The organism is Micromonospora sp. NPDC048905 (assembly GCF_040649655.1).
In the GTDB taxonomy this organism is placed as follows: Bacteria; Actinomycetota; Actinomycetes; order Mycobacteriales; family Micromonosporaceae; genus Micromonospora.
The window spans coordinates 76402-100611 of sequence record NZ_JBEZFV010000018.1; the positions used below are offsets into that span (position 1 = coordinate 76402).

General features: G+C 71.3%; 19 protein-coding genes. 12 read left to right on the plus strand and 7 right to left on the minus strand.

Annotated features, from left to right (window positions below; genetic code table 11):
* The first annotated feature begins 39 nt into the window (after nucleotides 1-39).
* On the plus strand, nucleotides 40-1407 hold the full coding sequence (locus AB0C01_RS31030; protein ID WP_357572833.1) for a glycosyl hydrolase family 18 protein: 1368 nt from the start codon (nucleotides 40-42) through the stop codon (nucleotides 1405-1407).
* A 37-nt stretch (nucleotides 1408-1444) separates the two neighbouring features.
* On the opposite strand, the gene AB0C01_RS31035 is transcribed toward AB0C01_RS31030, so the two are convergent.
* Entirely contained in the window at nucleotides 1445-2332 is an 888-nt protein-coding gene (locus tag AB0C01_RS31035; RefSeq protein WP_357572834.1) for a winged helix-turn-helix transcriptional regulator, read from the minus strand.
* Between the two features lie 80 nt (nucleotides 2333-2412).
* Here AB0C01_RS31035 and AB0C01_RS31040 point away from each other — a divergent pair, with 80 nt between their 5' ends.
* Nucleotides 2413-3678 (plus strand): MFS transporter, encoded by a 1266-nt coding sequence (locus AB0C01_RS31040; protein WP_357572835.1) that lies wholly within the window; start codon nucleotides 2413-2415, stop codon nucleotides 3676-3678.
* Between the two features lie 55 nt (nucleotides 3679-3733).
* Here AB0C01_RS31040 and AB0C01_RS31045 read toward each other — a convergent pair whose 3' ends face one another.
* Nucleotides 3734-4381, minus strand: a complete 648-nt coding sequence (locus AB0C01_RS31045; RefSeq protein ID WP_357249553.1) for a hypothetical protein — start codon at nucleotides 4379-4381, stop codon at nucleotides 3734-3736.
* Between the two features lie 215 nt (nucleotides 4382-4596).
* Between AB0C01_RS31045 and AB0C01_RS31050 the strand changes: the two genes are divergently transcribed.
* Together AB0C01_RS31050 and AB0C01_RS31055 are read left to right on the plus strand one after the other, a co-directional pair.
* Nucleotides 4597-4824, plus strand: a complete 228-nt coding sequence (locus AB0C01_RS31050; RefSeq protein ID WP_357249556.1) for a hypothetical protein — start codon at nucleotides 4597-4599, stop codon at nucleotides 4822-4824.
* 58 nt (nucleotides 4825-4882) lie between these two features.
* Nucleotides 4883-5809 carry a 5'-3' exonuclease gene (locus AB0C01_RS31055; RefSeq protein ID WP_357572836.1) on the plus strand — a complete coding sequence of 309 codons (927 nt, stop codon included), beginning with the start codon at nucleotides 4883-4885 and terminating at the stop codon, nucleotides 5807-5809.
* Between the two features lie 44 nt (nucleotides 5810-5853).
* On the opposite strand, the gene AB0C01_RS31060 is transcribed toward AB0C01_RS31055, so the two are convergent.
* On the minus strand, nucleotides 5854-6156 hold the full coding sequence (locus AB0C01_RS31060; RefSeq protein WP_357572837.1) for a GNAT family N-acetyltransferase: 303 nt from the start codon (nucleotides 6154-6156) through the stop codon (nucleotides 5854-5856).
* A 129-nt stretch (nucleotides 6157-6285) separates the two neighbouring features.
* On the opposite strand from AB0C01_RS31060, the gene AB0C01_RS31065 reads away from it, so the two are divergent.
* From AB0C01_RS31065 to AB0C01_RS31075, 3 genes are all read left to right on the plus strand, one after another.
* Entirely contained in the window at nucleotides 6286-6978 is a 693-nt protein-coding gene (locus AB0C01_RS31065) for a DUF1223 domain-containing protein (RefSeq protein WP_357249564.1), read from the plus strand.
* Nucleotides 6979-7018: 40 nt separating this feature from the next.
* Nucleotides 7019-7426 (plus strand): hypothetical protein, encoded by a 408-nt coding sequence (locus tag AB0C01_RS31070; protein WP_357572838.1) that lies wholly within the window; start codon nucleotides 7019-7021, stop codon nucleotides 7424-7426.
* 156 nt (nucleotides 7427-7582) lie between these two features.
* A complete protein-coding gene (locus AB0C01_RS31075; protein ID WP_357572839.1) occupies nucleotides 7583-10510 on the plus strand; it encodes a glycosyl hydrolase in 2928 nt (975 codons plus the stop codon).
* 90 nt (nucleotides 10511-10600) lie between these two features.
* Here the strand turns inward: AB0C01_RS31075 and AB0C01_RS31080 are convergent, their stop codons facing one another.
* Nucleotides 10601-11938 carry an endo-1,4-beta-xylanase gene (locus AB0C01_RS31080; protein WP_357572848.1) on the minus strand — a complete coding sequence of 446 codons (1338 nt, stop codon included), beginning with the start codon at nucleotides 11936-11938 and terminating at the stop codon, nucleotides 10601-10603.
* A 400-nt stretch (nucleotides 11939-12338) separates the two neighbouring features.
* The gene (locus AB0C01_RS31085; protein ID WP_357572849.1) at nucleotides 12339-14123 is read right to left on the minus strand and encodes a family 43 glycosylhydrolase; all 1785 of its coding nucleotides are present in this window, start codon (nucleotides 14121-14123) and stop codon (nucleotides 12339-12341) included.
* A 751-nt stretch (nucleotides 14124-14874) separates the two neighbouring features.
* On the opposite strand from AB0C01_RS31085, the gene AB0C01_RS31090 reads away from it, so the two are divergent.
* The 4 genes from AB0C01_RS31090 (at nucleotide 14875) to AB0C01_RS31105 (ending at nucleotide 19483) form a co-directional block, all read left to right on the plus strand.
* On the plus strand, nucleotides 14875-15045 hold the full coding sequence (locus AB0C01_RS31090) for a hypothetical protein (RefSeq protein ID WP_357249579.1): 171 nt from the start codon (nucleotides 14875-14877) through the stop codon (nucleotides 15043-15045).
* Nucleotides 15046-15083: 38 nt separating this feature from the next.
* On the plus strand, nucleotides 15084-17420 hold the full coding sequence (locus tag AB0C01_RS31095; protein WP_357572840.1) for a beta-L-arabinofuranosidase domain-containing protein: 2337 nt from the start codon (nucleotides 15084-15086) through the stop codon (nucleotides 17418-17420).
* A gap of 161 nt (nucleotides 17421-17581) precedes the next feature.
* On the plus strand, nucleotides 17582-18520 hold the full coding sequence (locus tag AB0C01_RS31100; protein ID WP_357572841.1) for a superoxide dismutase: 939 nt from the start codon (nucleotides 17582-17584) through the stop codon (nucleotides 18518-18520).
* A gap of 105 nt (nucleotides 18521-18625) precedes the next feature.
* Nucleotides 18626-19483: an endonuclease/exonuclease/phosphatase family protein gene (locus AB0C01_RS31105; RefSeq protein ID WP_357572842.1), complete on the plus strand. Its 858-nt coding sequence runs from the start codon at nucleotides 18626-18628 to the stop codon at nucleotides 19481-19483.
* Between the two features lie 27 nt (nucleotides 19484-19510).
* On the opposite strand, the gene AB0C01_RS31110 is transcribed toward AB0C01_RS31105, so the two are convergent.
* Together AB0C01_RS31110 and AB0C01_RS31115 are read right to left on the minus strand one after the other, a co-directional pair.
* A complete protein-coding gene (locus AB0C01_RS31110) occupies nucleotides 19511-20398 on the minus strand; it encodes an MHYT domain-containing protein (protein ID WP_357249589.1) in 888 nt (295 codons plus the stop codon).
* 165 nt (nucleotides 20399-20563) lie between these two features.
* Nucleotides 20564-23356: a DEAD/DEAH box helicase gene (locus AB0C01_RS31115; protein WP_357249592.1), complete on the minus strand. Its 2793-nt coding sequence runs from the start codon at nucleotides 23354-23356 to the stop codon at nucleotides 20564-20566.
* Nucleotides 23357-23442: 86 nt separating this feature from the next.
* Here AB0C01_RS31115 and AB0C01_RS31120 point away from each other — a divergent pair, with 86 nt between their 5' ends.
* Nucleotides 23443-24210 (plus strand): HAD-IA family hydrolase, encoded by a 768-nt coding sequence (locus tag AB0C01_RS31120; protein ID WP_357249595.1) that lies wholly within the window; start codon nucleotides 23443-23445, stop codon nucleotides 24208-24210.

The window sequence follows — 24210 nt, forward strand, 5'->3', positions numbered from 1 at the left end:
GTGGGCGGGTGTCGTCCCCCGCCCACGGGAAGGCCCCCGATGTCCTCACCACTGCGCCGCGCCCTCGCCGCCGGCTTCCTCGCGCTGGCCACCGCCGGCGCCACCCTCACCGTCACCTCCACCGCCGCGCAGGCCGTGGTGCTGCCGAACAACTTCAAGAGCGTCGGCTACATGCCCTCCTGGGCCGGCAACATCAACACCATCCAGTACAACAAGCTCACCCACATCAACTACGCCTTCATCCTGCCCAACGCCGACGGCAGCCTGCAGGGAGTCGACGGGGGCCGGCTGTCCTCGCTGGTCTCGCAGGGACACGCCAACAACGTCAAGGTCTCGATCGCGGTCGGCGGCTGGAACGACGGCAACGACTCGGCCTTCGAAGCCCTGGCGGCCAACTCCGGCAGCCGGACCAACTTCGTGAACAACCTGGTCAACTTCGTCAACCAGTACAACCTCGACGGCGTCGACATGGACTGGGAGTACCCCGACCCGGGCACCTCGGCCAACAACTACACGGCGCTCATGACGCAGCTCGGCAGCGCCATGCACAGCCGCGGCAAGCTGCTCACCGCCGCCGTGGTCTCCGAGGGCGGCAGCGTGCAGGGCGTGCAGACCGCCGTCTTCAACCAGGTCGACTGGCTCAACATCATGGCGTACGACGGCGGCAGCCCACACGCCAACTACGACTGGTCGATCAACAGCATCAACCTGTGGAAGGCGCGCGGTCTGCCGGCCAGCAAGGCGGTGCTCGGCATCCCCTTCTACAGCCGCCCGGTGTACTACAACTACTCGTACATCGTCGGCCTGGACCCGGCGAACGCCAACCGGGACTGCGCCACCATCGGCGGGTCGCAGCAGTGCTGGAACGGCATCCCGACGGTCAAGCGCAAGACGCAGTGGGCGCTGGCCAACGCCGGCGGCGTGATGAACTGGGAGTTGAGCCAGGACACCAGCGGCTCGACCTCACTGCTCAGCGCCATGTACGACACCATCATGGGCGGCACCACCCCGCCGCCGACCGGGCGTACCGGCCGGATCACCGGCCTCGGCGGCAAGTGCGTCGACGTGGCCGCGGCCAGCACCGCCAACGGCGCCGCCATCCAGCTCTACGGCTGCAACGGCACCACCGCGCAGACGTGGACGGTGGCCGGCGACAGCACGCTGCGGGCCCTCGGTAAGTGCGCCGACATCGCCAGTGGTTCCACCGCCAACGGCGCGAAGGTCCAGCTCTGGGAGTGCAACGGCAGCGGCGCCCAGGTGTGGCAGGCGCAGTCCAACGGCACCCTGCGCAACCCGCAGTCGAACAAGTGCCTGGACGTCACGGACAACAGTTCCGCCGACGGAACCCGGCTGCAGATCTGGGACTGCTTCGCCGGCGCCAACCAGCGCTGGACGCTCCCGGCCTGACCGGCGTGGTCCCCGGTCCCCGGTCGACGCCCAGGCGTCAGCCGGGGACCGCCGCGTGTTCCCGGGCCAGGGTGAGCATCTCCTGCACCGAGCCGGCCGGGTCGGTGACCGGGAACTGCACGGCGCGCACCACCGCCGTCGGGTCGACGAGCAGCGTCAGCCGCTTGAACCGGGTCACCCCGCCGGCCCGGAAGACCGGCAGCAGCAGGCCCGCGGCCAGGCGGCCATCCTCGTCGGACAACAGCGGAAACGGCAGTTCGGCGTACGCGGCGAAGTCGGCGAGCTGGTCCGGGCGCTGGGTGCTGATCCCGTGCACCCGTACCCCGGCGGCCTGGAAGTCCGAGTGACGCGTGGCGTACGTGCGCGACTCCAGGGTGCAGCCCCGGGCGCCGGGGATCTCCCCCCAGCCCGGCGGGTAGCCGGGCGTTCCCGGCGCGTACGCCCCGGGGAAGAGGTAGAGGACCGCCCAGGTGTCCATCGTGGCCAACGCGACCGGCCGACCGCCGGGACCGGGCAGGGCTACCTCGGGCAGTCGCCGCCCGACCAGGTGGTGCGCCCGCTGCGCCTCGGCGGAGTCGGCGTCGGCCGTCGCGGTCAGCTCGCCGTCACCCATGAGATGCCTCGTTCCCCAGTCCTGTAGGGCGATCAGCACCGGCAGCAGCCCCTCGCCCCGAACGGTGAGCAGGTAGTCGTAGCGCGGTGGGTGCCGCGAGTAGGACCGACGCTCCAGCACCCCGTGCTGCACCAGGGCGGCGAGGCGTTCGGTCAACGCCCGCCGGCTGACGCCCAGCTCGCGTTGCAGCGCGTCGAAGCGGGTCGTTCCCCCGGCGACGTCGCGCACGATGAGGAACGTCCACCAATCCCCCAGCACGCCGAGCGCCTGCGCGATGCCGCAGTCCGCATCGGCGAGATCCTCTCGCCGCACCCTTTACCTCCGTCGGTCCCCACCGACTATAGTGCGTTCCAGATTGGAACGCACTGGTTCGACGAACGGGGGCCGACGACATGCGCGTCGACGATCGGGCCGGAGCCTTCTGGCGCTGGTGGACCGCCGGCACGACCAGCATGGTCGGATCGGCGGTCGGCTCGGTGGCCCTGCCGCTGACCGCGCTCACCGTGCTCGACGCCTCCGCGTTCCAGCTGGGCGTGATCACCGCGGCCAGCTACGTCGCCTGGCTCGTGATCGGGCTACCCGCCGGCGTCATCGTGCAACGCCTGCCGCTGCGCGGCGCCCAGGTGGGCGCCGACCTGGCCCGCGCGGTCGCCGTCGCGTCCATACCTCTTGCCTGGTGGTGGGGGCACCTCACCGTCGCCCACCTGGTGGTCACCGCGCTCGTGGTCAGCTTCGCCAACGTGCTCTTCGACGTGGCCAACTCGACCTTCCTGCCCAGCATCGTGGAACGGGAGCAGTTGCAGTCGCGCAACAGCCTCACGTCGGGCACCCACGCCGTGACCCTGCTCAGCGGCCCGTCCCTCGGCGGGCTCGCGGTGCAGACGCTCGGCGCGGTGCCCACCCTGCTCGTCGACTCGGCCAGCTACCTCGTCTCGGCGGCACTGCTGCGCACGCTGCCCGCCGGTCGGGTCGACGCGCCGGACCGCTGGCCGCCGGTCGGCGAGCTGATCCGCGCCGGCTGGCGTTTCGTCGCGCACCACCCGGTGATCGGACCGAGCATGTGGGCCGCGACGGCGATGAACCTCGTCTGCGGCGCACAGTTGGCACTCTTCCCGCTCTACCTCTTCCGCGAGCTGAACGCACCAGCCGGCCTGGTCGGGGTGCTGCTCGCCGTCGAGGGAGTCGGGGCACTGGTCGGGGCCGCGCTCACCACGCTCATCACCGCGCGGATCGGCACCGCCCGAGCATTGCTCGCCGCCGCGTTCACCACGGTCGCCGGTTCGTTCCTGCTCCCCTGGGGCACCGGCTGGCCGGCGTACGCCGCCTTCGCCACCGGCAGCGTCGTCTTCTCCCTCGGGACGGTGGTGCTGAGCGTGACCACCCGGACGTACCGGCAGATCGCCAGCCCGCCCGAGCTGCTCTCCCGGGTGATGGCCACCGTACGGTTCGTCTCCTGGGGCGCGATCCCGGTCGGCGGGCTGGTCGCCGGCGCGCTGGCCGGCCCGCTCGGCGCCCGCGCCACCCTGTTCGTCTTCGCGGCGACACTGGTGTGCGCGCCGCTGGTGCTGTTGCTCTCCCCCGTCCGCCACCTGCGCGACCTCACCGACCACGACGAACCGCGCCCCGTCGCGTCGCCGGTCACCGCCGTTCGGCGGTGAGGGCGGCACCGCAGGAGGCACTCTCGGCCAGCCGCGGCCACGAGGGCCGTGCGGATCACCCGGCGCGCGCCGCCGCCATCCGCAACGCGGTCGCGGAGTCCGGCGGGCCGAGCACGATCCACGACCCGTCCACGAAGAGCAGGGCGAGACGCCCGAGCATGCCGCCGGGCAGCGCGTCGAGGCGGACCAACGACTCCAGACCCACCTGCCAGGCCACCTCCAGTGGCGCGTGGCGGTCCACCGGGCCGGGTCCCTGCCAGGCCGCCCGCACCTGGCTGGCCGCCGCCGACAGGCGATCCCGCAGACCGCCACCGGCGGCCAGCTGCGTCCCGACCGGTCGCGCGCGGCGGCGGAGCACCAACACCCGGCGGTGTGTCAACGCCAGCACGCGCACCACGCTGGGCTCGGGCAACTGCTCGTCCAGCCCGACCGCCAACGAACCCGGCGGACCGCCGAGCACCCCGTTGCGGGCCGCCTCGTACCACTCCACCCCCGGCCCGGTGGATGCGGTCACCCCGACGGCGTCACCGGCCAGCCCTTCCGCCACCCGCAGCGGGTTGAACGCCGCACGGAACACCTCCCCCGCCGACCGGCGGCCCGGGACGCGGCCCACCCAGCACGCCTCCCGCAGGGTCTCGCCCGGGGCCAACACGGCTCGCACCTGAGTGAGCAGCTCTGCTCGGCGCGCCCCCGACTCGTCCATCGACTCTCCCCGCGTCACGGCACCCGGCCGGCTGCCGGGTCCGTCCTGACGCGGCTGCGCGACGAGCGTATCGATGACGATCCGACCTGGCTGCCCCGACGCGACGGCGTGGCCGGGCCACCCACAGGCACCGTGATTTCCCGTTCGAACGGGCGGACGGGGCCATAGCCTGGATCCGGGATGCCCGCGCGGGCGTCGCCGGCCGGGAGGATCACGTGGCACCGAACGAGGAGGACCGGGCGGCGACCCGCCGACGCCGCCAACTGTGGGCGGGAGTGCTCGCGCTCGTCGGCCTGGTCCTGCTGATCATCGGTGTCACCGTGGCCGACGGCGTCGCGGCCTGGGTCGAGGTGCTTGTCGCGATCCTGCTGCTGGTGACCAGTTACGTCGTGCAGCACCTGGCCCGGCGCGCGACCGTCTACCGGCACGACGAGCGGCGCTGACACCGCCGACGGCCGGGCGTACCCCGGATCGTCGGAGGCTTGTGCCAGGCTGTCCGGCGTGGCACACCAACCCCCGATCCTGCTGATCGACGCAGCCAGTCTCTACTTCCGGGCCTACTTCGGCATCCCGGAGTCCACCGCCCGCACCGAGGACGGCACCCCGGTCAACGCGGTGCGTGGCTTCCTCGACATGCTCGCCACCCTCATCCGCGGACGCGGCGCCGACCGGATGGTCTGCGCCCTGGACCACGACTGGCGTCCCGCCTGGCGGGTCGAGCTGTTGCCGTCCTACAAGGCACACCGGGTCGCCCCGCAGGGCGGCGAGATCGTCCCGGACACCCTGTCCCCGCAGGTGCCGATGATCCTGGAGGTGCTCGCCGCGGTCGGCATCACCGCCGTCGGGGCGACCGGCTACGAGGCCGACGACGTGCTCGGCACGCTCTCGGTCACCCAGCCGGGCCCGGTCGAGGTGGTCTCCGGCGACCGGGACCTGTTCCAGCTCATCGACGACGCGCGGCCGGTCCGGCTGCTCTACGTGGGGCGCGGCGTCAGCAAGCTCGACGACTGCGACGACGCGGCGGTCCGGTCCCGATACGGCGTGTCCGCCGACCGGTACGCCGACTTCGCCGCGCTGCGCGGCGACCCCAGCGACGGGTTGCCCGGCGTGGCGGGCGTCGGCGAGAAGACCGCGGCCCGGCTCATCGAGCGCTACGGCGACATCGCCGGCATCCTGGCCGCGCTCGACGACTCCGACTCGTCGTTCGCACCGGGCCTGCGTACCAAGCTGGCCGCGGCCCGCGACTACCTGGCCGTCGCGCCCACGGTGGTCCGGGTCGCGCTGGACGTGCCGCTGCCGGAACTGCCCACCGCGCTGCCGACCGCTCCTGTCGATCCGGACCGGCTGCTCGAACTCGCCGGCCGCTGGAACCTGGCCGGCTCCACCCGCCGGCTGGTGGACGCCCTCGCCGCCCGCGCCGACGCCTGACCGTCGAGGCGGCCGCGCCGACCGCGGGTCAGGCTCGTCGCACTCTATTTGATCTTTCGGGTGGACCGGACCACGATGCCCTCGTACTCCGGGTGTTTGACCAGCCAGTCGGCGAGGAACGGACAGATGGGTACGACCGTCCGCTTCCTGGCCCGTGCGTCGTCCATCACCGCGCGGGCCAGGGTCGAGCCGACGCCCCTGCCCTCGAACGCCGGGTCGACCTCGGTGTGGGTGTAGGCGATGATGCTGCCGGTCAACTGGTAGGTGACAAACCCGGCGATCGTCCCCGCCTCGTCGCGCGCCTCGAATCGCTCCCGCTCCGGCGCGTCTGTCACGGTGATCTGCATCCGGTCATCCAATCACCCGCCCCGCCACCGCTCACCGCGCGGCCGAGGTCAGGTGACGCCGCGCGCATTGTCCCGGCGGTAACGGGAAACGCACCGCCGCCGGTCGAGACGCGGGAGGAGGCGTGCCAGGTGACGAACCCGTCGACAGACCTCGGCTTCGCCGTCGTGGAGATGTTCACCTCGCAGGGCTGCTCGAGCTGCCCTCCCGCGGAAGAGGTGCTGACCGAGATCGAGCGGGACGCCCGGGATCGGGGACAGCCGGTCTTCGCCCTCGGATTCCACGTCGACTACTGGGACGACCTGGGCTGGCCCGACCGTTTCGCGGACGCGGCGTACACCGCACGGCAGGAGGCGTACGCCCGCGCCTTTGGCACCGGGCGTCTGTACACACCGCAGATGGTCGTCAACGGCACCGTCGAGTTCGTCGGATCGGACCGGCGGCGTGCGGCGGGTGCGATCGCGTCCGCCCTGGCGTCGAGCGCCACCACGGCGGTCACGCTCCGGGCGGAGGACCTCGGCGGACGGGTGGCGGTGGACTACCAGAGCGCGCCGCCGCCGGAGGGCGCGGTGCTGCACGTGGCGATCGTGGAACGTGGGCTGGACAGCGAGATCGCCCGGGGGGAGAACGCCGGGCGGACGCTGCGACAGGACAACGTCGTCCGCGCCTTCACGTCGGTGGACCTGCGCGCCGAGCGGGGACGGGTGGAGGTGGCGACACCACCCGATCTCGATCCTCGCGGGGCCTCGGTGGTCGGCTACGTGCAGGAGGACGGTAACCGGGCCGTCCTCGGCGCCACCGCCGTCGACCTGTCCACCGCGTAATCTCGGCACATGCTGATCGTGTGTGGTGCGGGGGGCCTTGGTGGCTGACGCCGACGACGTACGCCGGGTGGCGCTGGCCCTGCCGCACACGGTGGAGATCCCGAGTGACGGCTTCGACTTCCGGGTGGCGGACAAGGGCTTCATCTGGTCCTACCCGGAGCGCGTCCCCGGACAGCCCCGGGTGATCCGACTCGACATCGCCGTGCTGTTCGTCGGCGACGAGGCCGAGAAGCAGGCGCTCGTGCTCGGCGAGCCCGAGCTCTTCTTCACCACGCCCGGCTACGCCGGACTGCCCCTGGTGCTGGTGCGGCTGGCGGCGGTCGATGTCGAGCGGTTGCGCGAGCTGGTGACCGACGCGTGGCGGATGCGCGCGCCCGAGGCGCTCCTGGGCGACCTCGACGACGGCGGCGCGCCGGTCGTCGCGTCGGACGCGGGCGCTGGCGGTTAGCGACATCCGCACGCAACGGGTTTGACACATTGACGGGGATCTAGGTGCTCCACTACCGTTGCCGTGAGAGCGCTCTCTCGCCTGACCTTCTCCCTAATTCAGACGCAACGCGTCGGACCCGGCACCTGCCGCACCCCGGCGCGCGATGGAGGCACCATGAAACCTCCCGTCCCCCACCGCCGCTGGGCCCTGGCCATCGCGACCGCCCTGGCCCTGGTCGTCGGCGGTCTCACGATCCCCGTCAGCCGCGCCGCCGAGGCCGCACCTGTCGGCGCCGGCAGCTACACCACCACCCCGGTCGGCGCGCTCCCCAGCGGCTGCGGCGCGATGGCCAGCAACCCCCGACAGTTCGCCACCGCCAACGCGCCCGCCGGGCCGATCCCCACGAACGACTGGTGGTCCTCGCTGCTGTGGAAGCGCACCGACTGCTCCTTCAGCGAACCACTGCACGCTCACCCGATCTCGTACGACACCTTCACCGACGGCCTGGGCTTCTCCGCCAACTCCACGCCCACCATCAGCGGCACCGCGACCGGCGTCGGTGAGTACCACTACCCGTACGTGCAGGACATCCGGGTCGGCGTGGCCGGGCTCGGCGCACCCCAGGTCAGGGTGGACGGCTGGACCGACTGGACGGTCAGCCCACACTGGAGCGACGGCACCCGCACCATGCGCGCCACCATCGGCCACGGGCTGCCCTTCGCGTACTTCCAGACCACCGGCGGAGACGCGGTGATCGGCACCGCCGGCACCCCCGACGTGTGGTCCGCCAGCGGCGCCACCATCGGGTTCCGGGTCAACGGGCACGACTACGTCGCGTACGCGCCCAGCGGCGCCAGCTGGACCGTCGCCGGTGGCCGGATCTCGTCCACCCTCGCCGGTCGGGGCTACTTCTCCGTGGCCCTGCTGCCACCGACGTCCAGCGCCACGGAGCGCGCCGACCTGGCCGCGACCTACGGCCGGTACGCCCACGCCCACGTGACCGGCACCCAGGTGTCGTACGCGTACAACCCGTCGACCAGCGGCCTGACCACCACGTACGCGTTCACCACGACCGCCCGGGAGGGCTCCGCCACGCAGACCGTGGTCAGCCTCTACCCGCACCAGTGGAAGTCGCTGAGCGGGTCCACCGCCATCACCCCGACCTACCCGTCGGCGCGCGGCCGGATGAAGGTGCTCACCGGCGTCAACCAGTTCCGCACCGCCATGACCTTCCAGGGCGTCCTGCCGGAGCTGCCGGCCGTCGGCGACGGTAGCGGAAGCGACCTGGCCACGTTGAACAGCCAGCTCGCGGCCACCCGCGCGAACCCGATGGACCAGCGCGGCACCGACACGTACTGGACCGGCAAGGGGCTGGGCCGGGCCGCCCGGATCGCCGAGATCGCCGACCAGGTCAACGACACCACGACGCGCGACAGCGCGCTGAACGCCATCCGCGGCACGCTCACCGACTGGTTCACCGCGTCCAGCGGCAAGACCAGCCGGGTCTTCTACTACGACAACAACTGGGGCACCCTGATCGGCTATCCGGCGTCGTACGGCTCCGACCAGGAACTCAACGACCACCACTTCCACTACGGCTACTTCATCGCCGCCGCCGCCACGCTCGCCAAGTTCGACCCGACGTGGGCCACCGCCAGCCGCTACGGCGGCATGGTGGACCTGCTGATCCGCGACGCCAACAACTACCAGCGCGGCGACACCCGTTTCCCCTACCTGCGGGACTTCGACATCTACGCCGGCCACGACTGGGCGTCCGGGCACGGCTCGTTCGGCTCCGGAAACAACCAGGAGTCCTCGTCCGAGGGGATGAACTTCGCCAACGCCCTGATCCAGTGGGGGCAGGTCACCGGCAACACCGCCGTCCGTGACGCCGGTGTCTTCCTCTACACCACGCAGGCCGCCGCCATCCAGGAGTACTGGTTCGACTCCAGCGACCAGAACTTCCCCGCCGCCTTCGGGCACTCCACGGTCGGCATGGTCTGGGGCGACGGCGGCGCGTACGCCACCTGGTTCAGCGGCGAACCGGAGATGATCCAGGGCATCAACCTGCTGCCGGTCACCGGTGGACACCTCTACCTGGGCAACAACCCGGCGTACGTGCGGACCAACTACGCCGAACTGGTCCGCAACAACGGCGGGCAACCGACGGTGTGGCAGGACATCCTCTGGCAGTTCCAGGCCCTCGGTGACCCCGACGCGGCGCTGGCGAACCTCCGCGCGAACCCCGGCTACACCCCGGAGGAGGGCGAGAGCCGGGCACACACCTTCCACTGGATCCGCAACCTCGCGGCCCTCGGGTCCGTCGACCCGACGGTGACCGGCAACCACCCGCTGTCGGCGGTGTTCTCCCGCAACGGGGCACGCACCTACGTGGCCTCGAACCCGACCGCCGCGCCGATCACCGTGACGTTCTCCAACGGCACCAGACTCACCGTGGCGGCGGGCCGGACGGCCACCACCGGGGCGTACACCTGGAGTGGTGGCAACGCGTCCGGCGGCGTACCGCCGACCACCCCACCCACGACCGCCCCACCGACCACGGCCCCACCGACGACCGCCCCACCGACGACGGCCCCACCGACCACCGCTCCGCCGACCACGACGCCGCCGGCGACGGGCGGTCCCACCCGGTACCTGCTGCCCGGGGGCGGGCTGGGCGCGGCCGGTAGCGCGGCCACGACGACGGTCGCGGCAGCCAACGGCAACCACGACGGTACGCCCACCAACGCGCAGGTCTTCACGGCGACCGGCCTGAACCTCGCCTACTCCGGTGGGCAGACCGCGTTCGACCTGCTCGTGGATGCCGGGACGGCGGTCGGCAACGGTGTGCAGGTGCGGATCTCCTACGACCTCACCGGCAACGGCAGTTGGGACCGGGTGGAGACCCTGCGGTACTTCGCCACCGACCCGGTGCCCGGCTACGAGCGCTACACCCAGAGCGCCGGCCTGGCCTCGGCCACCGGCACGTTGGGCACGTTGAGCAACGGCACGGTCCGGGTGGAGATCTGGTCCGCGATCGGCAACAACCCCAGCACCGTGGGCATCGGCAACCAGTCGGTGGTGCGGCTGCCGTACTCCTGATCGGCTCGTGCACCGCGAACGGCCGGTGTGCGGGACCAGGAACGGTCCCGCACACCGGCCGACGGGGACGGGTCGGTCAGTCGTGCTCGGTCAGGAGGCGGCGCAGGTGGGTGTGATGCCAGCCCCGCTGCCGGTGCCCTGGAAGCCGAACTCGGCGACCTGGCCGGCGCCGAGCTGGCCGTTGTAGTTGACGTTGGTGAACCGGACCGTGCCGGTGGAGCCACTGGCCGTCGCACTCCAGGTGTTGGTGACACTCGCACCGCTGGGCAGCGTGACGCTGACGTTCCAGCCGTTCGTGCCGGCCGCGCCGGCGGTGACCTTCACGCTGGCCACGAAACCACCGGTCCACGAGTTCAGTGACACCGATGCCGTGCAACCACCCGGCGGAGGGGTCGTCGGCGGAGGAGTCGTGGGCGACGGGCTCGTCGGCGGAGGGCTCGTCGGCCCCGGGGTCGTCGGCCCCGGCGTCGTGGGCGACGGGGTGATGCCCGGGCCGGCGTTGAGGGCGTTCAGGACGCTCGTGTACGCGGCCTTCTTGTTACCACTGCACTCGAAGAGCAGGGCGTTGTCCGACCCACGCCACGAGTCACAGTCGCGCACACCCCAGGTGGTGATACCGGTGCACCGCGAGACGTTCATGCACGCGCGGGTAACCCCGGCGTAGATGTTGGCCTGGTTGCCGCCACTCATCACGTCCAGCTCGGTGATCTGCACGTCCACACCGAGATCGGCGAAACGCTGCAGATTCGCCTGGTAGTCACTGGACAACGACGTGCCCAGGTGCGACTGGAACCCCACACAGTCGATCGGCACACCACGGGACTTGAAGTCCCGCACCATGTTGTAGATACCCGTCGACTTCGCGTTGATCCCATCGGTGTTGTAGTCGTTGTAACACAACTTCGCACCCGGATCCGCGGCCCGCGCCGCCCGGAACGCCGCCTCGATCCAGTCGTTGCCCGTGCGCTGCAGGTTCGAGTCACGCCGCGCACCGCTGTTACCGTCGGCGAACGCCTCGTTCACCACGTCCCACGAATGGATCTTGCCCTTGAAGTGGGTCGCGACCTGCGTGACGTGGTTCATCATCGCGCTGCGCAACGGACTGCCGGACATGTTCTGCGCCCAACCCGGCTGCTGCTGATACCACAACAGCGCATGGCCCCGCACACTCTGACCATTGGCCTGCGCGTGCGCGACCAGCCGGTCACCACCGGTGTAGTTGAACCGACCCTGCTGCGGCTCGGTCGCGTCCCACTTCATGTCGTTCTCGGCCACGACACTGTTGAACTCGCGGTTCAGAATCGTCACATACGTGCTGTCGGACAGCTTCTGCCCCGCGACGGCCGCGCCGAAGTAACGGCCCTTCTCGGCCGCCGACGCCTTCAGGGTCGTGCCGGCACTGGCCGTGGAGGTCAGCGTCATCGTCATTCCGGCGGCGAGTGCGCCGGTGGCAGCGACGGTCACCGCCAATCGCAGGACTCTCTTGTGATTCATGCGAATTCCTTGTCTGTGGTGGTTCGGTGATGGAGACGGGTCGGCTCGCGGTGGCGACACCAGGACGAACGAGAGCCCGGTCGCCAGCACGGCACCGGTGGTGGGAGACCCCGACACGACGTCCGGCATGCCCTGGGCGGACGTTGTGCTCCGAGGTGCGACCAGCAGGCTCGCCCGGTGAACCACAGGTGCGGCCGCCCTCAAACATCGACTGTGAGCGATAACATGCCGTTCGTCAAGTCGTAACGATCCGCCGTCGCGGGCGGGCCGCTCCGGTCATCCCGGCCGGGGTTGTGCTGCCGGAGCCGTCCGCAGCCGGCTCCGGCAGCACGCGTCACTGGAACGAGGCGTCGTCGACGAGGAGGCTGTCGGTGCCCGCCGCCGTCTCGACGTAGAAGGTCGCGTTGGACAGCGTGCCGCTCCACGACACGGTCGTCGTGCCGGTGAGCAGGGTCCAACCGTTGACGTTCACCCCCACGGCCGGGGTGAGCTGGACGTAGTTCGTCGTACCGTTCGCGGTCAGCGACAGGGTCGCCTTGGCCGACGGCGTGCCGCTCTGCGCCCGTACCCAGACGTTCGTGGTGTAGCTCTTGCCGTTGGTGAGCTTCGAGGTCACGTCCTGGCCGGGGCCGTTCCACGCCCCGGTCCGGCCGGTGATCGACAGCGACCCGCTGCCGCCGTGGGCGACCGACGTGTTCCGGGAGAGCGTCCCGCTGCCGTGCACACCCCAGCCGGTCGTGCCGTTCTCCACGTCACCGTTGGTGAGCACGGTGCCGCTGCCGCCGGTGCCGCCGAACTGCCACCAGTTGATGTTGAACAGGTTGCCGCTACCGCCGGCGAAGCGGAGGTACAGGTCATGGGTGCCGGTGGCGCCGGTGACCGCGCAGGTCGTGCTGGTCCAGGTCTGCCAGCCGCCCGTGCCGCCCACGGTGCAGGTGCCCACGACCGGGCCGCTGGCACTGTCGAGGCGGACCTCGATACGCCCACCGCTGGTGGCCGAGGCGACCCGTGCGGTGAACGACGTCGCGCCCGCGCCGAAGGCGACGCCCTTGACCTTGACGTGGTCGCCGTTCTCGATCCACCCGACGTTCATACCGCCCTCGCTGGCGACCTCCGTCTCGATCCCCGAGCCCCACGCGATCGTCTCGGCCTCCTGGCGCACGTACGGGTTCAGCGTCCCCACCTGCGGCGCACCGGTCGTGCTCATCGTGATCGTCGGGAACATCCCGGTGGAGGTGTAGGAGAACCTCTCCACCGCCACCGACCGGGTGTAACCACTTCCACCGGGCAACGCCCCGTTGTGATAGAAGAAGTACGAGCCACCGTTGAAGTCGACGACCCCGGCGTGATTGGTGAAGCTGGCGCCCTGCCGCGGCATGATCGTCCCCCGGTACGTCCACGGCCCGGTCGGACCGGGGGCCGTCGAGTACGCGATGAACTCCGAACAACACTCCGCCGCGAACACGTTGTAGTACAACCCGCCGCGCTTGAACACCCACGGCCCCTCCTCGTACAGGGTCGGCCGAGAGGCGTTCCCCGTCCGAGTGCCGAAACCCGCGGTCGTCAACGGAATCCGCGTCACGCTGCCCGAGTAGGAGATCATGTCCGCGTTCAGCCGGACGTACCACAGACCCGGATTACCCCAGTACAGGTACGCCTGCCCATCGTCATCGACGAACACGTTCGGGTCGATCTCGTTGTTGCCCACCAGGGGCCGACCGAGCGCGTCCCGGAAGGGCCCCGTCGGGCTGTCCGCCACGCCGACGCCGATCACCATCTGTCCGTTCGACCGCTGCCGGACCGGCACGTACCAGTAGAACTTCCCGTTGCGCGCGACCACGTGACCGGCCCACGCGTTGGCATCCGCCCAGGCGAACGTCGCCAGACTCATCGGCGATCCATGATCGGTCCAGTTCACCATGTCCGCCGACGAGAACACCCGCCAGTCACGCATCGTGAAATTCGTCGACCCGTCCTCGTCATGACCCGTGTACAGATACACCCGGCCGTCGTGGACCATCGGGGCCGGATCAGCGGTGTACACGTGCTGAACGATCGGATTGTCCGCCTTGACGGCGCTGGCCGGGACCAGTGCGAGGACGCAGACGAGGCTCGCCAGCCAGGCGACGGCCCGCCTGAGGGTGGGGGTGGTGGTGGCTCGGGTTCTCACCTTCACGATTACTCCCAGAGAGAGTGCGCTGTGCGCGAGGTCCGCGTCGAGTCGACGAGTCACCGCCATCCGGGTTGCCGGTCGAACGAGCTGCACCGTGCGCGTGGGACGGAGCACGGGCGGCACCCGTGTTAGCGCTAACAGATCTTGGTCGATGCCTTCCTCGGCGGTTGACCTGGACTTTTGGGCGATGCGGAGCGCCCGTCGTAACGACATCGCCGCAAGGATGTAGCGACGACGACATCCAAGATTTACGATGCAACGTACTGAGCCGTGCAGCCGACGTCAACGGGGCGGTCACCGCCCGCCGGCATCGGCTGCCCGTTACGCGCTGTTATCTTCTGGTGGTCAGAAGCCCCATCCGCGTCCATTCCGGACCGACGGCGATCCCCTCGACCGGCGCCGACCAGGGGTCACGGCGTGCTGCCACCGGGCCGAGGCGGCGAGGCGATCGGCGCGGTGCACTCGGGGGTTGCGGGCGTGTTAACGACCAACTATGTTAGCGATCACATCGATGTGCCGCGATAGGCCTCCGGGCAGCCCATCGCGTCCACGGCGACCCTGCTCCACCACCATCGCACCCGCCGTGCGTGTTTTCCGCTGACGACCCGCCGCCATCGATGCGCCGCCACCAGCCGGCCCCCGACCACCGCTCGGGCGGCCACCACACCCGTCCCGCGCCTCGGAAAGGTCGCCTACCGTGCCGCTGACTCGACGCACGTTCACCCAGGACGCTCGGTCCACCGCCAGCGGCGCACCGAGTCTTCCGAGCGCCGCTGTCGCCGCGCCGCCGACCGCCAGCACCGACGCGCACCGCGGCAGCTCACACGCCGCCGACCGCCAGCACGCCACCGTTCGCACCACCCCGTAGCGCACCCGTCCCCGTACCGAATCTTCCCGGAGGTTCCCATGCCATCCCTGCCCCTCAGCCGCCGCCACCTCCTTCAGGCCGCCGGTGCCACCGCGGTGGTCTCCGCGGCCGGCAGCACCCTCGTCGCCGGCAGCGCCGCGGCCGCCGTGGTCCCGCCGGCCCGGGCGGACATCGGCGTCTCGGCGTACGCGTTCGACCTCGGTCAGGTGCGGCTGACCTCCGGCCGTTGGATGGACAACCAGTCGCGGACGCTCAACTACCTGCGGTTCGTCGACGTCGACCGGATGCTCTACAACTTCCGCGCCAACCACCGGCTGTCCACGAACGGCGCCGCCACCAACGGAGGCTGGGACGCGCCGAACTTCCCGTTCCGGACCCACATGCAGGGCCACTTCCTGAGCGCGTGGGCGTACGCGTACGCGGTGCTGGGCGACACCACCTGCCGGGACAAGGCCAACTACATGGTCGCCGAGTTGGCCAAGTGCCAGGCGAACAACGGTGCCGCCGGCTTCGGCGCGGGCTACCTCTCCGGCTTCCCGGAGTCCGACTTCAGCGCGCTCGAGGCACGGACGCTGTCCAACGGCAACGTGCCCTACTACTGCATCCACAAGACCCTCGCCGGGCTGCTCGACGTCTGGCGCTACATCGGCAACACGCAGGCCCGTACGGTCCTGCTGTCCCTCGCCGGCTGGGTCGACACCCGGACGTCGCGGCTCAGCTACAGCCAGATGCAGTCGATGCTGGGCACCGAGTTCGGGGGCATGAACGACGTGCTCGCCGACATCTACCAGATGACCGGCGACAGCCGGTGGCTCGCCACCGCACAGCGGTTCGACCACGCCGGCATCTTCGACCCGCTGGCCTCCGGCCAGGACCAGCTCAACGGCAAGCACGCCAACACGCAGGTGCCCAAGTGGATCGGCGCGGCCCGGGAGTTCAAGGCCACCGGGACCACCCGTTACCGGAGCATCGCCAGCAACGCGTGGAACATCACCGTCGGCGCGCACACCTACGTCATCGGCGGCAACAGCCAGGCCGAGCACTTCCGGCCGCCGAACGCGATCGCCGGCTACCTCACCAACGACACGTGCGAGCAGTGCAACACGTACAACATGCTCAAACTGACCCGGGAACTGTGGCTGCTCGACCCGAACCGAGCAGACTACTTCGACTACTACGAGCGCGCGCTGATGAACCACCTGATCGGCGGACAGAACTCGGCCGACAGCCGCGGCCACATCACCTACTTCACCCCGCTGCGACCGGGTGGCCGTCGGGGTGTGGGCCCGGCGTGGGGTGGCGGCACCTGGAGCACCGACTACAACTCGTTCTGGTGCTGCCAGGGCACCGGCCTGGAGATCAACACGAGGTTGATGGACTCCATCTACTTCTACAACGGCACGACGCTGAGCGTGAACCTGTTCACGCCGTCGGTGCTGAACTGGACCCAGCGCGGCATCACGGTCACCCAGACCACCAGCTTCCCGGTCAGTGACACCACCACGCTGACCCTGTCCGGCTCGATGAGCGGCTCCTGGAGCATCCGGGTGCGGATCCCGTCCTGGACCAGCGGCGCGACGATCACCGTCAACGGCACGGTGGAGAACGTCACCGCCACCCCGGGCAGCTACGCCACGGTCACGCGCACCTGGGCCGCGGGCGACACCATCACCGTACGGCTGCCCATGCAGGTCGCCATCAAGGCCGCCAACGACAACGCCAACGTCGGAGCGGTCACGTACGGCCCCACGGTGCTGGCCGGCAACTACGGCAACACGGCCCTGAGCACCCTGCCCACCCTCACCGTCTCCTCGATCACCCGGACCAGCACCAGCTCGCTCGCGTTCACCGCCAGCGCCAACGGGTCCACGGTGAACCTCGCCCCCTTCTACGACGCCCACGGCTACAACTACACGGTCTACTGGAACACCAGCGGCAGCGGCGGTGGCCCCACCGGCAGCTACCGCCTGGTCAACGTCGGCACCGGGCTGGTCCTCGGCGTGCAGAACATGTCCACCGCCGACGGTGGTCTGGCCGTGCAGTGGAGCGACAGCGGCACCGCCGACCACAACTGGGTGGTCGTGACCGACGGCAACGCGGTCCGGTTCCGCAACGCCCACAGCAACAAGGTGCTGGGTGTGGAGAACATGTCCACCGCCGACAACGCCCGGGTCCTGCAGTGGGCGGACAACGGCACCGCCGACCACCGGTGGATCCTCGTCGACAACGGCGACGGGACCTACAAGATCCGCAACGTCAACAGCAACAAGCTGCTCGCCATCCTGAACGGGTCGACCGCGATGGGAGCGCAGGCGGTGCAGGATTCGGACAACGGCAGCGCGGACAACCGCTGGCGGCTGGTCCGCAACGCCTGACGATCCGCCCAGCTCGCCGGCGCGCCGGCGCGGTCACCCCGAGGACCGCGCCGGCGACGCCGGGCGAGCGGGCGGCGGCGGTCGTACAGTGGCAGGGTCCTGGCCCCAGTGATCGTGGTGGATCTGTCGGCTCGTGCCGCGGTCCGCCCGGAAGGAGCACAGTGAACCGACCTCTTCGGGCCGCGCTCGGCGGTGCCCTGACCGCCGCCCTCCTGACCTGCGTCGCCGTCGCGCCCGCGCAGGCACACCCCGCCGGGCATCTGCCCACCGTCCTCGCCCTGCCCGACGGTTTCGCACCCGAGGGCATTGCCACCGCCGGCCGGTACGCGTATTTCGGCTCCCGCGCCACCGGCGCCATCCAGCGCGTCGACCTGGTCACCGGCCGGGGTACCGCGATCGGCGCACCCACCGGCACCCCGTCGCTCGGCCTCAAGATCGACCCGCGCGGCCGGCTCTTCGTCGCCGGGGGCACCGCCGGCGACGCCCGCGTGCTCGACACCCGCACCGGTGAGGTGCTGGCGCGCTACCAGTTCGCCACCACCCCGACGTTCGTCAACGACGTCATCCTGACCCGCGACGCCGCGTACTTCACCGACTCCAACCGGCCGGTGCTCTACCGGCTGCCGCTCGGTCGTGGCGGCGCCCTGCCGCCCGCCGACACGTTCACCACCATCCCCCTGACCGGGGCGTACGAGCAGGTCGGCACCGGCGTGAACCTCAACGGCATCACCACCACACCGGACGGCAGTGCGCTGATCGTCGTGCAGTCCAACACCGGGACGCTGTACCGGGTCGACCCGGCGACCGGCGCGACCACCGTCGTGGACGTGCCCGGCTACACCTTCACCAACGGCGACGGGCTGCTGCTGCGCGGGCGCACGCTCTACGTCGTGCAGAACAGCCTCAACCAGATCGCGGTGGCCACGCTCAACCACGCGGGCACCAGGGGCACGGTCACCGGCACCATCACCGACCCGAACTTCGACGTGCCCACCACCGTCGCCGAGGCGTTGGGCCGGCTCTACCTGCCCAACGGCCGCTTCACCACGCCACCGACCCCGACCACGCCGTACACCGTCGTCGCGGTCCGCGCCCGCTGAGGTGGACCGAGGGGGTACGCGCACCGCGGGTGCCCCCTCGGCCGGCCGTCAGTAGGATCACGGGCACCTCGGCGACGACTGCCGCCCTCTGCACCCGGAGCCCGCGTGGCCGACCCCCGCTCGCACCGCCTTCTGCGTCGCGCCCTGGCCGTCGGCTGTCTGCTCGCCGCCGCCGCACTGCCCGCCGGGCCGCCGCCGGCCAGCCCGCAGGACCGCACCGGGCCGACGGTCCTGCGGGTGCTCCAGATGAACCTCTGCAACAGCGGCCGCGCCGGGTGTTTCAGCGGCCGATCCCTGCACCGGGCCACCGAGGTGATCAGCACCGAGGCACCCGACCTGGTCACCCTCAACGAGATCTGCCGGGACGACGTGGCCGTCCTGGAGCGGGTGTTCGCGACGGTGCACACCGGGCGGCGGGTCGTCTCCGCGTTCCAGGCCGCCGGTGACCGCCCCAGCGGAGGCGACACGCGGTGCCGCAACGGCCAACCGTACGGCGTGGGACTGCTGACGCGGGCGCGGGCGCCGGACACCGCGCGCGCCGTGTACCGCGGGATCCACCCGACACAGGACCTCGCGGACCCCGAGGAACGAGCCTGGCTCTGCGTCGACGTCGACGCGGTCCTGCTCGCCTGCACCACACATCTGGCGGCCACCGGCTACGCGGTCGCGCTCACCCAGTGCCGCCACCTGCTCGACACGATCCTGCCGCCGATCCGTCGGCGGAGCGGGTACGTGCCCGTCCTGCTGAGCGGCGACCTCAACCTGCGCGCCGGCGGCGACCCCGACGTGCGCTCCTGCGTACCGCCCGGTCACCAGCGGATCGACGACGGCGCGCGGCAACACGTCGTGGCGACGACCGACGTGGGCCTCTGCTGCCGCAGGTCGGTGCCGATGCACGGGACGACCGACCACCCCGGGCTGCTGGCCACCCTCCGGATCGACGGCGGCCGGCCGACGACCTGACCCCGCATCGGCCGTGCCGCGCCCCGATCAGCGGGGTGGGGTGTCCCGGCGGGACGGGAACGGGGTGCCCGGCTGACCGAGGGTGGAGCGGGCGCGCAACCCGACCGGGTCCGGAGCGGCGGCGGGCGGCACCGCGGCAGCCGGCTCCGGGACCCGTCGCCCATCGAGGTACGCGGCGGCGGCCCGGTCGTCGTCGGTCGGGGCGGCGAGCAGGGCGTAGAGCAGACCGACCACGCCGAAGATCACCGCCACCATGATCGGCACCAGCAGGGTGCTCACCTGGGCGCCGGTCACCCCGCCCACGCGTTCGTGCCGGTGCACCGACAGGGCGCTCATCCCGGTGAAGTGCATCCCGTTCACGGCGATGCCCATGACCAGCGCGGAGGCGAAGACCGCCAGCCCTCGGCGGACGGTCATCGCGAGCCACAGCGCGACGGTGGACGCCACGACAGCGATGACCACCGAGAGCACGACCCGGACGGAGTCGTAGCCGAGGCTGCCGTTGAGGCGCATCGCCGCCATGCCGGTGTAGTGCATGGAGGCCACCCCGGCGCCGGTGAAGATGCCACCGGCGACCAGGCGTACCGGATTCAACCGACCGGTGCCCACGATGGCCAGGCCGATACCGACCGCCACCACGGCGATGGCCGTGCTCGCCGCGGTCAGCGGCACGTCGTAGCGGATCCGGGTGCCCTCGACGGCGAAGCCCAGCATGGCCATGAAGTGCATCGCCCAGATGGCGGTGCCGCCCAGCGCCCAGGCCGCCAGCAGGCCCCACCAGGCCCGCTGGCCGGCCGTGCGCGCGGTACGGATGCGCCCCGCGCACACCAGCCCGAGGACCGAACCGAGCACGGACAGCGCGTAACTCAACGCGGGCGTGATCCACCCGTACTCAAAGTGATTGATGTCCGCCACAGCGGTCTTCTCCCCGATCGTTACCGGCGCGTCAACAAAGGCGCTCGGCAATGATCAGGGGTGGCGTGATCAGGCGCAACAGTGCCCCCCAAGCTATTCGGGGGGTGCTGTCGCGGTGACTGTCCGAAGCGCCGATTCGTCGGCGATCGTTACTGAAAGTGACGGTCAGGTGGAGGTGTGGTACGCCAGGACGCCCCGGTTGACGGCCGCGATCGCCTGCCGGGCGGTGGACCGCAACTCCGGCGAGGCGCCGCCGGAGTCGGCGAGCTGACCGAGCAGATCGACCACCTGCCGCGCCCACCGGACGAAGTCACCGGCGGGCATCTCGCCGTCGATCTCGTGACCACTGCCGAGCACCTTGGCCAGCGCCTCGCCCCGGGCCCACCGGTAGACCGGCCAGGCGAAGCCCAGATCCGGCTCCCGGGTCGCGGTCAGCCCGCGGGCCGCCTCGTCGGCCTCGATCTCGCCCCAGAGCTTCACCGTCTCGTCCACCGCGTCGGCCACCGGCCCCCGCGGCAACGACGCCCGCTCGTCGACGTCGCGACGCGCCTCGAAGACCACCACCGACACCGCGGCGGCCAACTCGGCCGGGGACAGGCCGTTCCACACCCCCCGGCGCAGGCACTCGGCGACCAGCAGGTCCGCCTCGGTCCAGATCCGACCGAGCATCCGACCGGCGTCGGTGACCGCGCCGTCGCGAGCGAGGTAACCGCGGTCGGTCAACAGCGCCACGATCCGGTCGAAGGTCCGCGCCAGGGACCCCGTCCGCCCGGAGACGCGCTCGCGCAACTCCTCGGTGTCGCGCTCCAGTCGCCGCCGGCGCTCCGCCCAGCGGGCGTGGTCCTCCCGCTCCGGGCAGGCGTGGCAGGGGTGGTGACGCAGCTCGGTGCGGAGCTGGGCGATCTGGTGATCGTCGCCGGCCGCCTGCCGGGAACGGCCACCCCGCCGGCCGCCGTGCCGGTCCAGGCCGGTGCCGCTGACCTCTGCGGCGAGATCCCGCCGGGCACCCGGTGAACGGTGGTTGAAGTGCTTGGGCACCCGGATCCGGGCCAGCACCTCGGCCGGCGTGGTGAAGTCGCCGGGGCTGACCCGCCCGGCCCACCGGTCCTGGGTGAGCACCAGCGGCCGGGGCTCACCGAACCCGCCGGTCGCCGGGTCCAGGACGACGGCCAGCCCGGCCCGCCGACCCGACGGCACCCGGATCACGTCGCCGATCCGCAGCCGCTCCAGCGACGCCACCGCGGCGGCCTTGCGCTGGGTCTGACCCTGCCGGGCGATCGCCTTCTCCCGGTCCGCGATCGCCACCCGCAACGCGAAGTACTCGTCGAAGTCGCCGTGGTGGCAGGCGGCCTCCGCGCCGTACGCCTCGATGGTCTCGGTGTTGCGCTGCACCTGCCGGGCCAGACCGACCACCGACCGGTCCGCCTGGAACTGGGCGAACGAGGACTCCAGCAGCGCCCGGGCCGGCTCCGCGCCGACCGTGCCGACCAGGTTCACCGCCATGTTGTACGACGGACGGAAGCTGGAGCGCAGCGGGTACGTGCGGGTGGACGCGAGCCCGGCCACGTGCCGTGGGTCGGTCTCCGGGGACCACACCACGACGGCGTGCCCCTCCACGTCGATGCCCCGGCGGCCGGCCCGACCGGTGAGCTGCGTGTACTCCCCCGGGGTCAGGTCGACGTGCGCCTCGCCGTTGTACTTGACCAGCCGTTCCAGGACCACGCAGCGGGCCGGCATGTTGATGCCCAACGCCAGGGTCTCGGTGGCGAAGACCGCCTTCACCAGACCACGGACGAACAACTCCTCGACGATCTCCTTGAACACCGGCAGCATGCCGGCGTGGTGGGCGGCCAGGCCGCGCTCCAGGCCGTCGAGCCACTCCCAGTAGCCCAGCACCGTCAGGTCCTCGCCGGGGATCGCGGTCACCCGCGACTCGACCACCCGCCGGATCTCGGCCCGCTCCTCCGCCGAGGTGAGCCGCAGACCGGCGGCGAGGCACTGCTGCACCGCGGCTGCGCAGCCGGCCCGGCTGAAGATGAACAGGATCGCCGGCAGCAGCCCCTCCCGGTCCAGCCGGTCGACGATGTCCGGGCGCATCGGGCCCCGCCACCGGGGGCCACGTCGACCGGAGCCCGGTCCGGCGCTGCGCCCCTCCCCCAACTCCAGGCGGCGTACCTGGTCCCGGGTGTAGCGCAGCAACTCCGGGTGCACGTCGTGCTTGCGGGCGGCGTCGGCGTCGTGGAACAGGTCGAACATCCGCTTGCCGACCAGCATGTGCTGCCACAACGGCACCGGTCGGTGCTCACTGACCACCACCGCGGTCTCGCCGCGCACGGTGACCAGCCAGTCGGCGAACTCCTCGGCGTTGGACACGGTCGCCGACAACGAGACCAGGGTGACCGAGGCGGGCAGGTGGATGATCACCTCTTCCCACACCCCGCCACGGAACCGGTCGGCCAGGTAGTGCACCTCGTCCATCACCACGTACGCCAGACCCTGCAGGGTGCTGGAGCCCGCGTAGAGCATGTTGCGCAGCACCTCGGTGGTCATCACCACCACCGGCGCGTCGCCGTTTATCGCGTTGTCGCCGGTCAACAGGCCGACCTGCTCGACGCCGTACCGGGCGACCAGGTCGTGGTACTTCTGGTTGGACAGCGCCTTGATCGGCGTGGTGTAGAAGCACTTGCGCCGGGCCGGCGGCTCGTCGCCGGGCACCGGGTCGTCGGGCCGCCCGCGCAACGCCAGGTGGACCGCGAACTCCCCCACCACGGTCTTACCGGCTCCGGTGGGGGCGCAGACCAGCACCCCGCTGCCCCGCTCCAGTGACTGACACGCCTCCCGCTGGAAATCGTCGAGGTCGAACCCCAGATCGAGGGCGAACTCGTCCAGCGCCGGAAACTCTGCGGCCTGTGCGGCCCGGCGGCGCGCCGCTGCGTACCGCTCGGCGGGGCTCGACATGGCACCAAGATTAGTGCGTGCCGGGACGGGACACCCGACAAGGCCGACCCGTTGGGCCATCCGAGGCGGTCGGTAGGGTGCACGGCGTGCCGGACCATGCCGAACCGCCCCAGACTCGTCCGCCGGTCAGCCCCGAGACCGACGCCCCCCGGGCGTCCCGACGGCCCGTCAAGGCGGTGCTCTTCGACTTCCACGGCACCCTGGCCCAGGTCGAGGAGCCCCGGCAGTGGGTGCTGGCGGCCGCGGCGGCGTGCGGGGTCACCCTGGACCGGGTCCGCGCCACCTCGCTGGCCGACCGGCTGCTGACCGCGGGGCGTGCCGGCGGCCCACTGCCTGCGCGGGTGCCACCCCGGCTGGCCGAACTGTGGGCCGACCGGGACCTCTACCAGCACGCCCACCGAGGCGCGTACACCGGGCTGGCCGAGACCGTCGACGCCGGCATCGAGGGCTTCGCCGACGCCCTCTACGACCGGCTGCTGACCGCCGAGGGCTGGCTGCCGTACCCGGACACCGCGCCGACACTGACCGCGCTGCGCGCCGCCGGAGTGCCCGTGGCGGTGGTCAGCAACATCGGCTTCGACGTACGACCGCACTTCGACACCTGGGGGCTGACCGACCTGGTCGACGCGTTCGTGCTGTCGTACGAGGTGGGGCGCTGCAAACCCGACCCGGCCATCTTCTGGCGGGCCTGCGGGATGCTCGGCGTCGACCCGGAGCAGACACTGATGGTCGGTGACACCCCGGCGGACGCGGGCGCGGTGGCGGCCGGCTGCGCGGTGCTGGTGCTCCCCACCGCCGACCCGGGTCGGGAGAACGGGCTGGGCGCGGTGCTCGACCTCGCCCTGCCGGGCTGA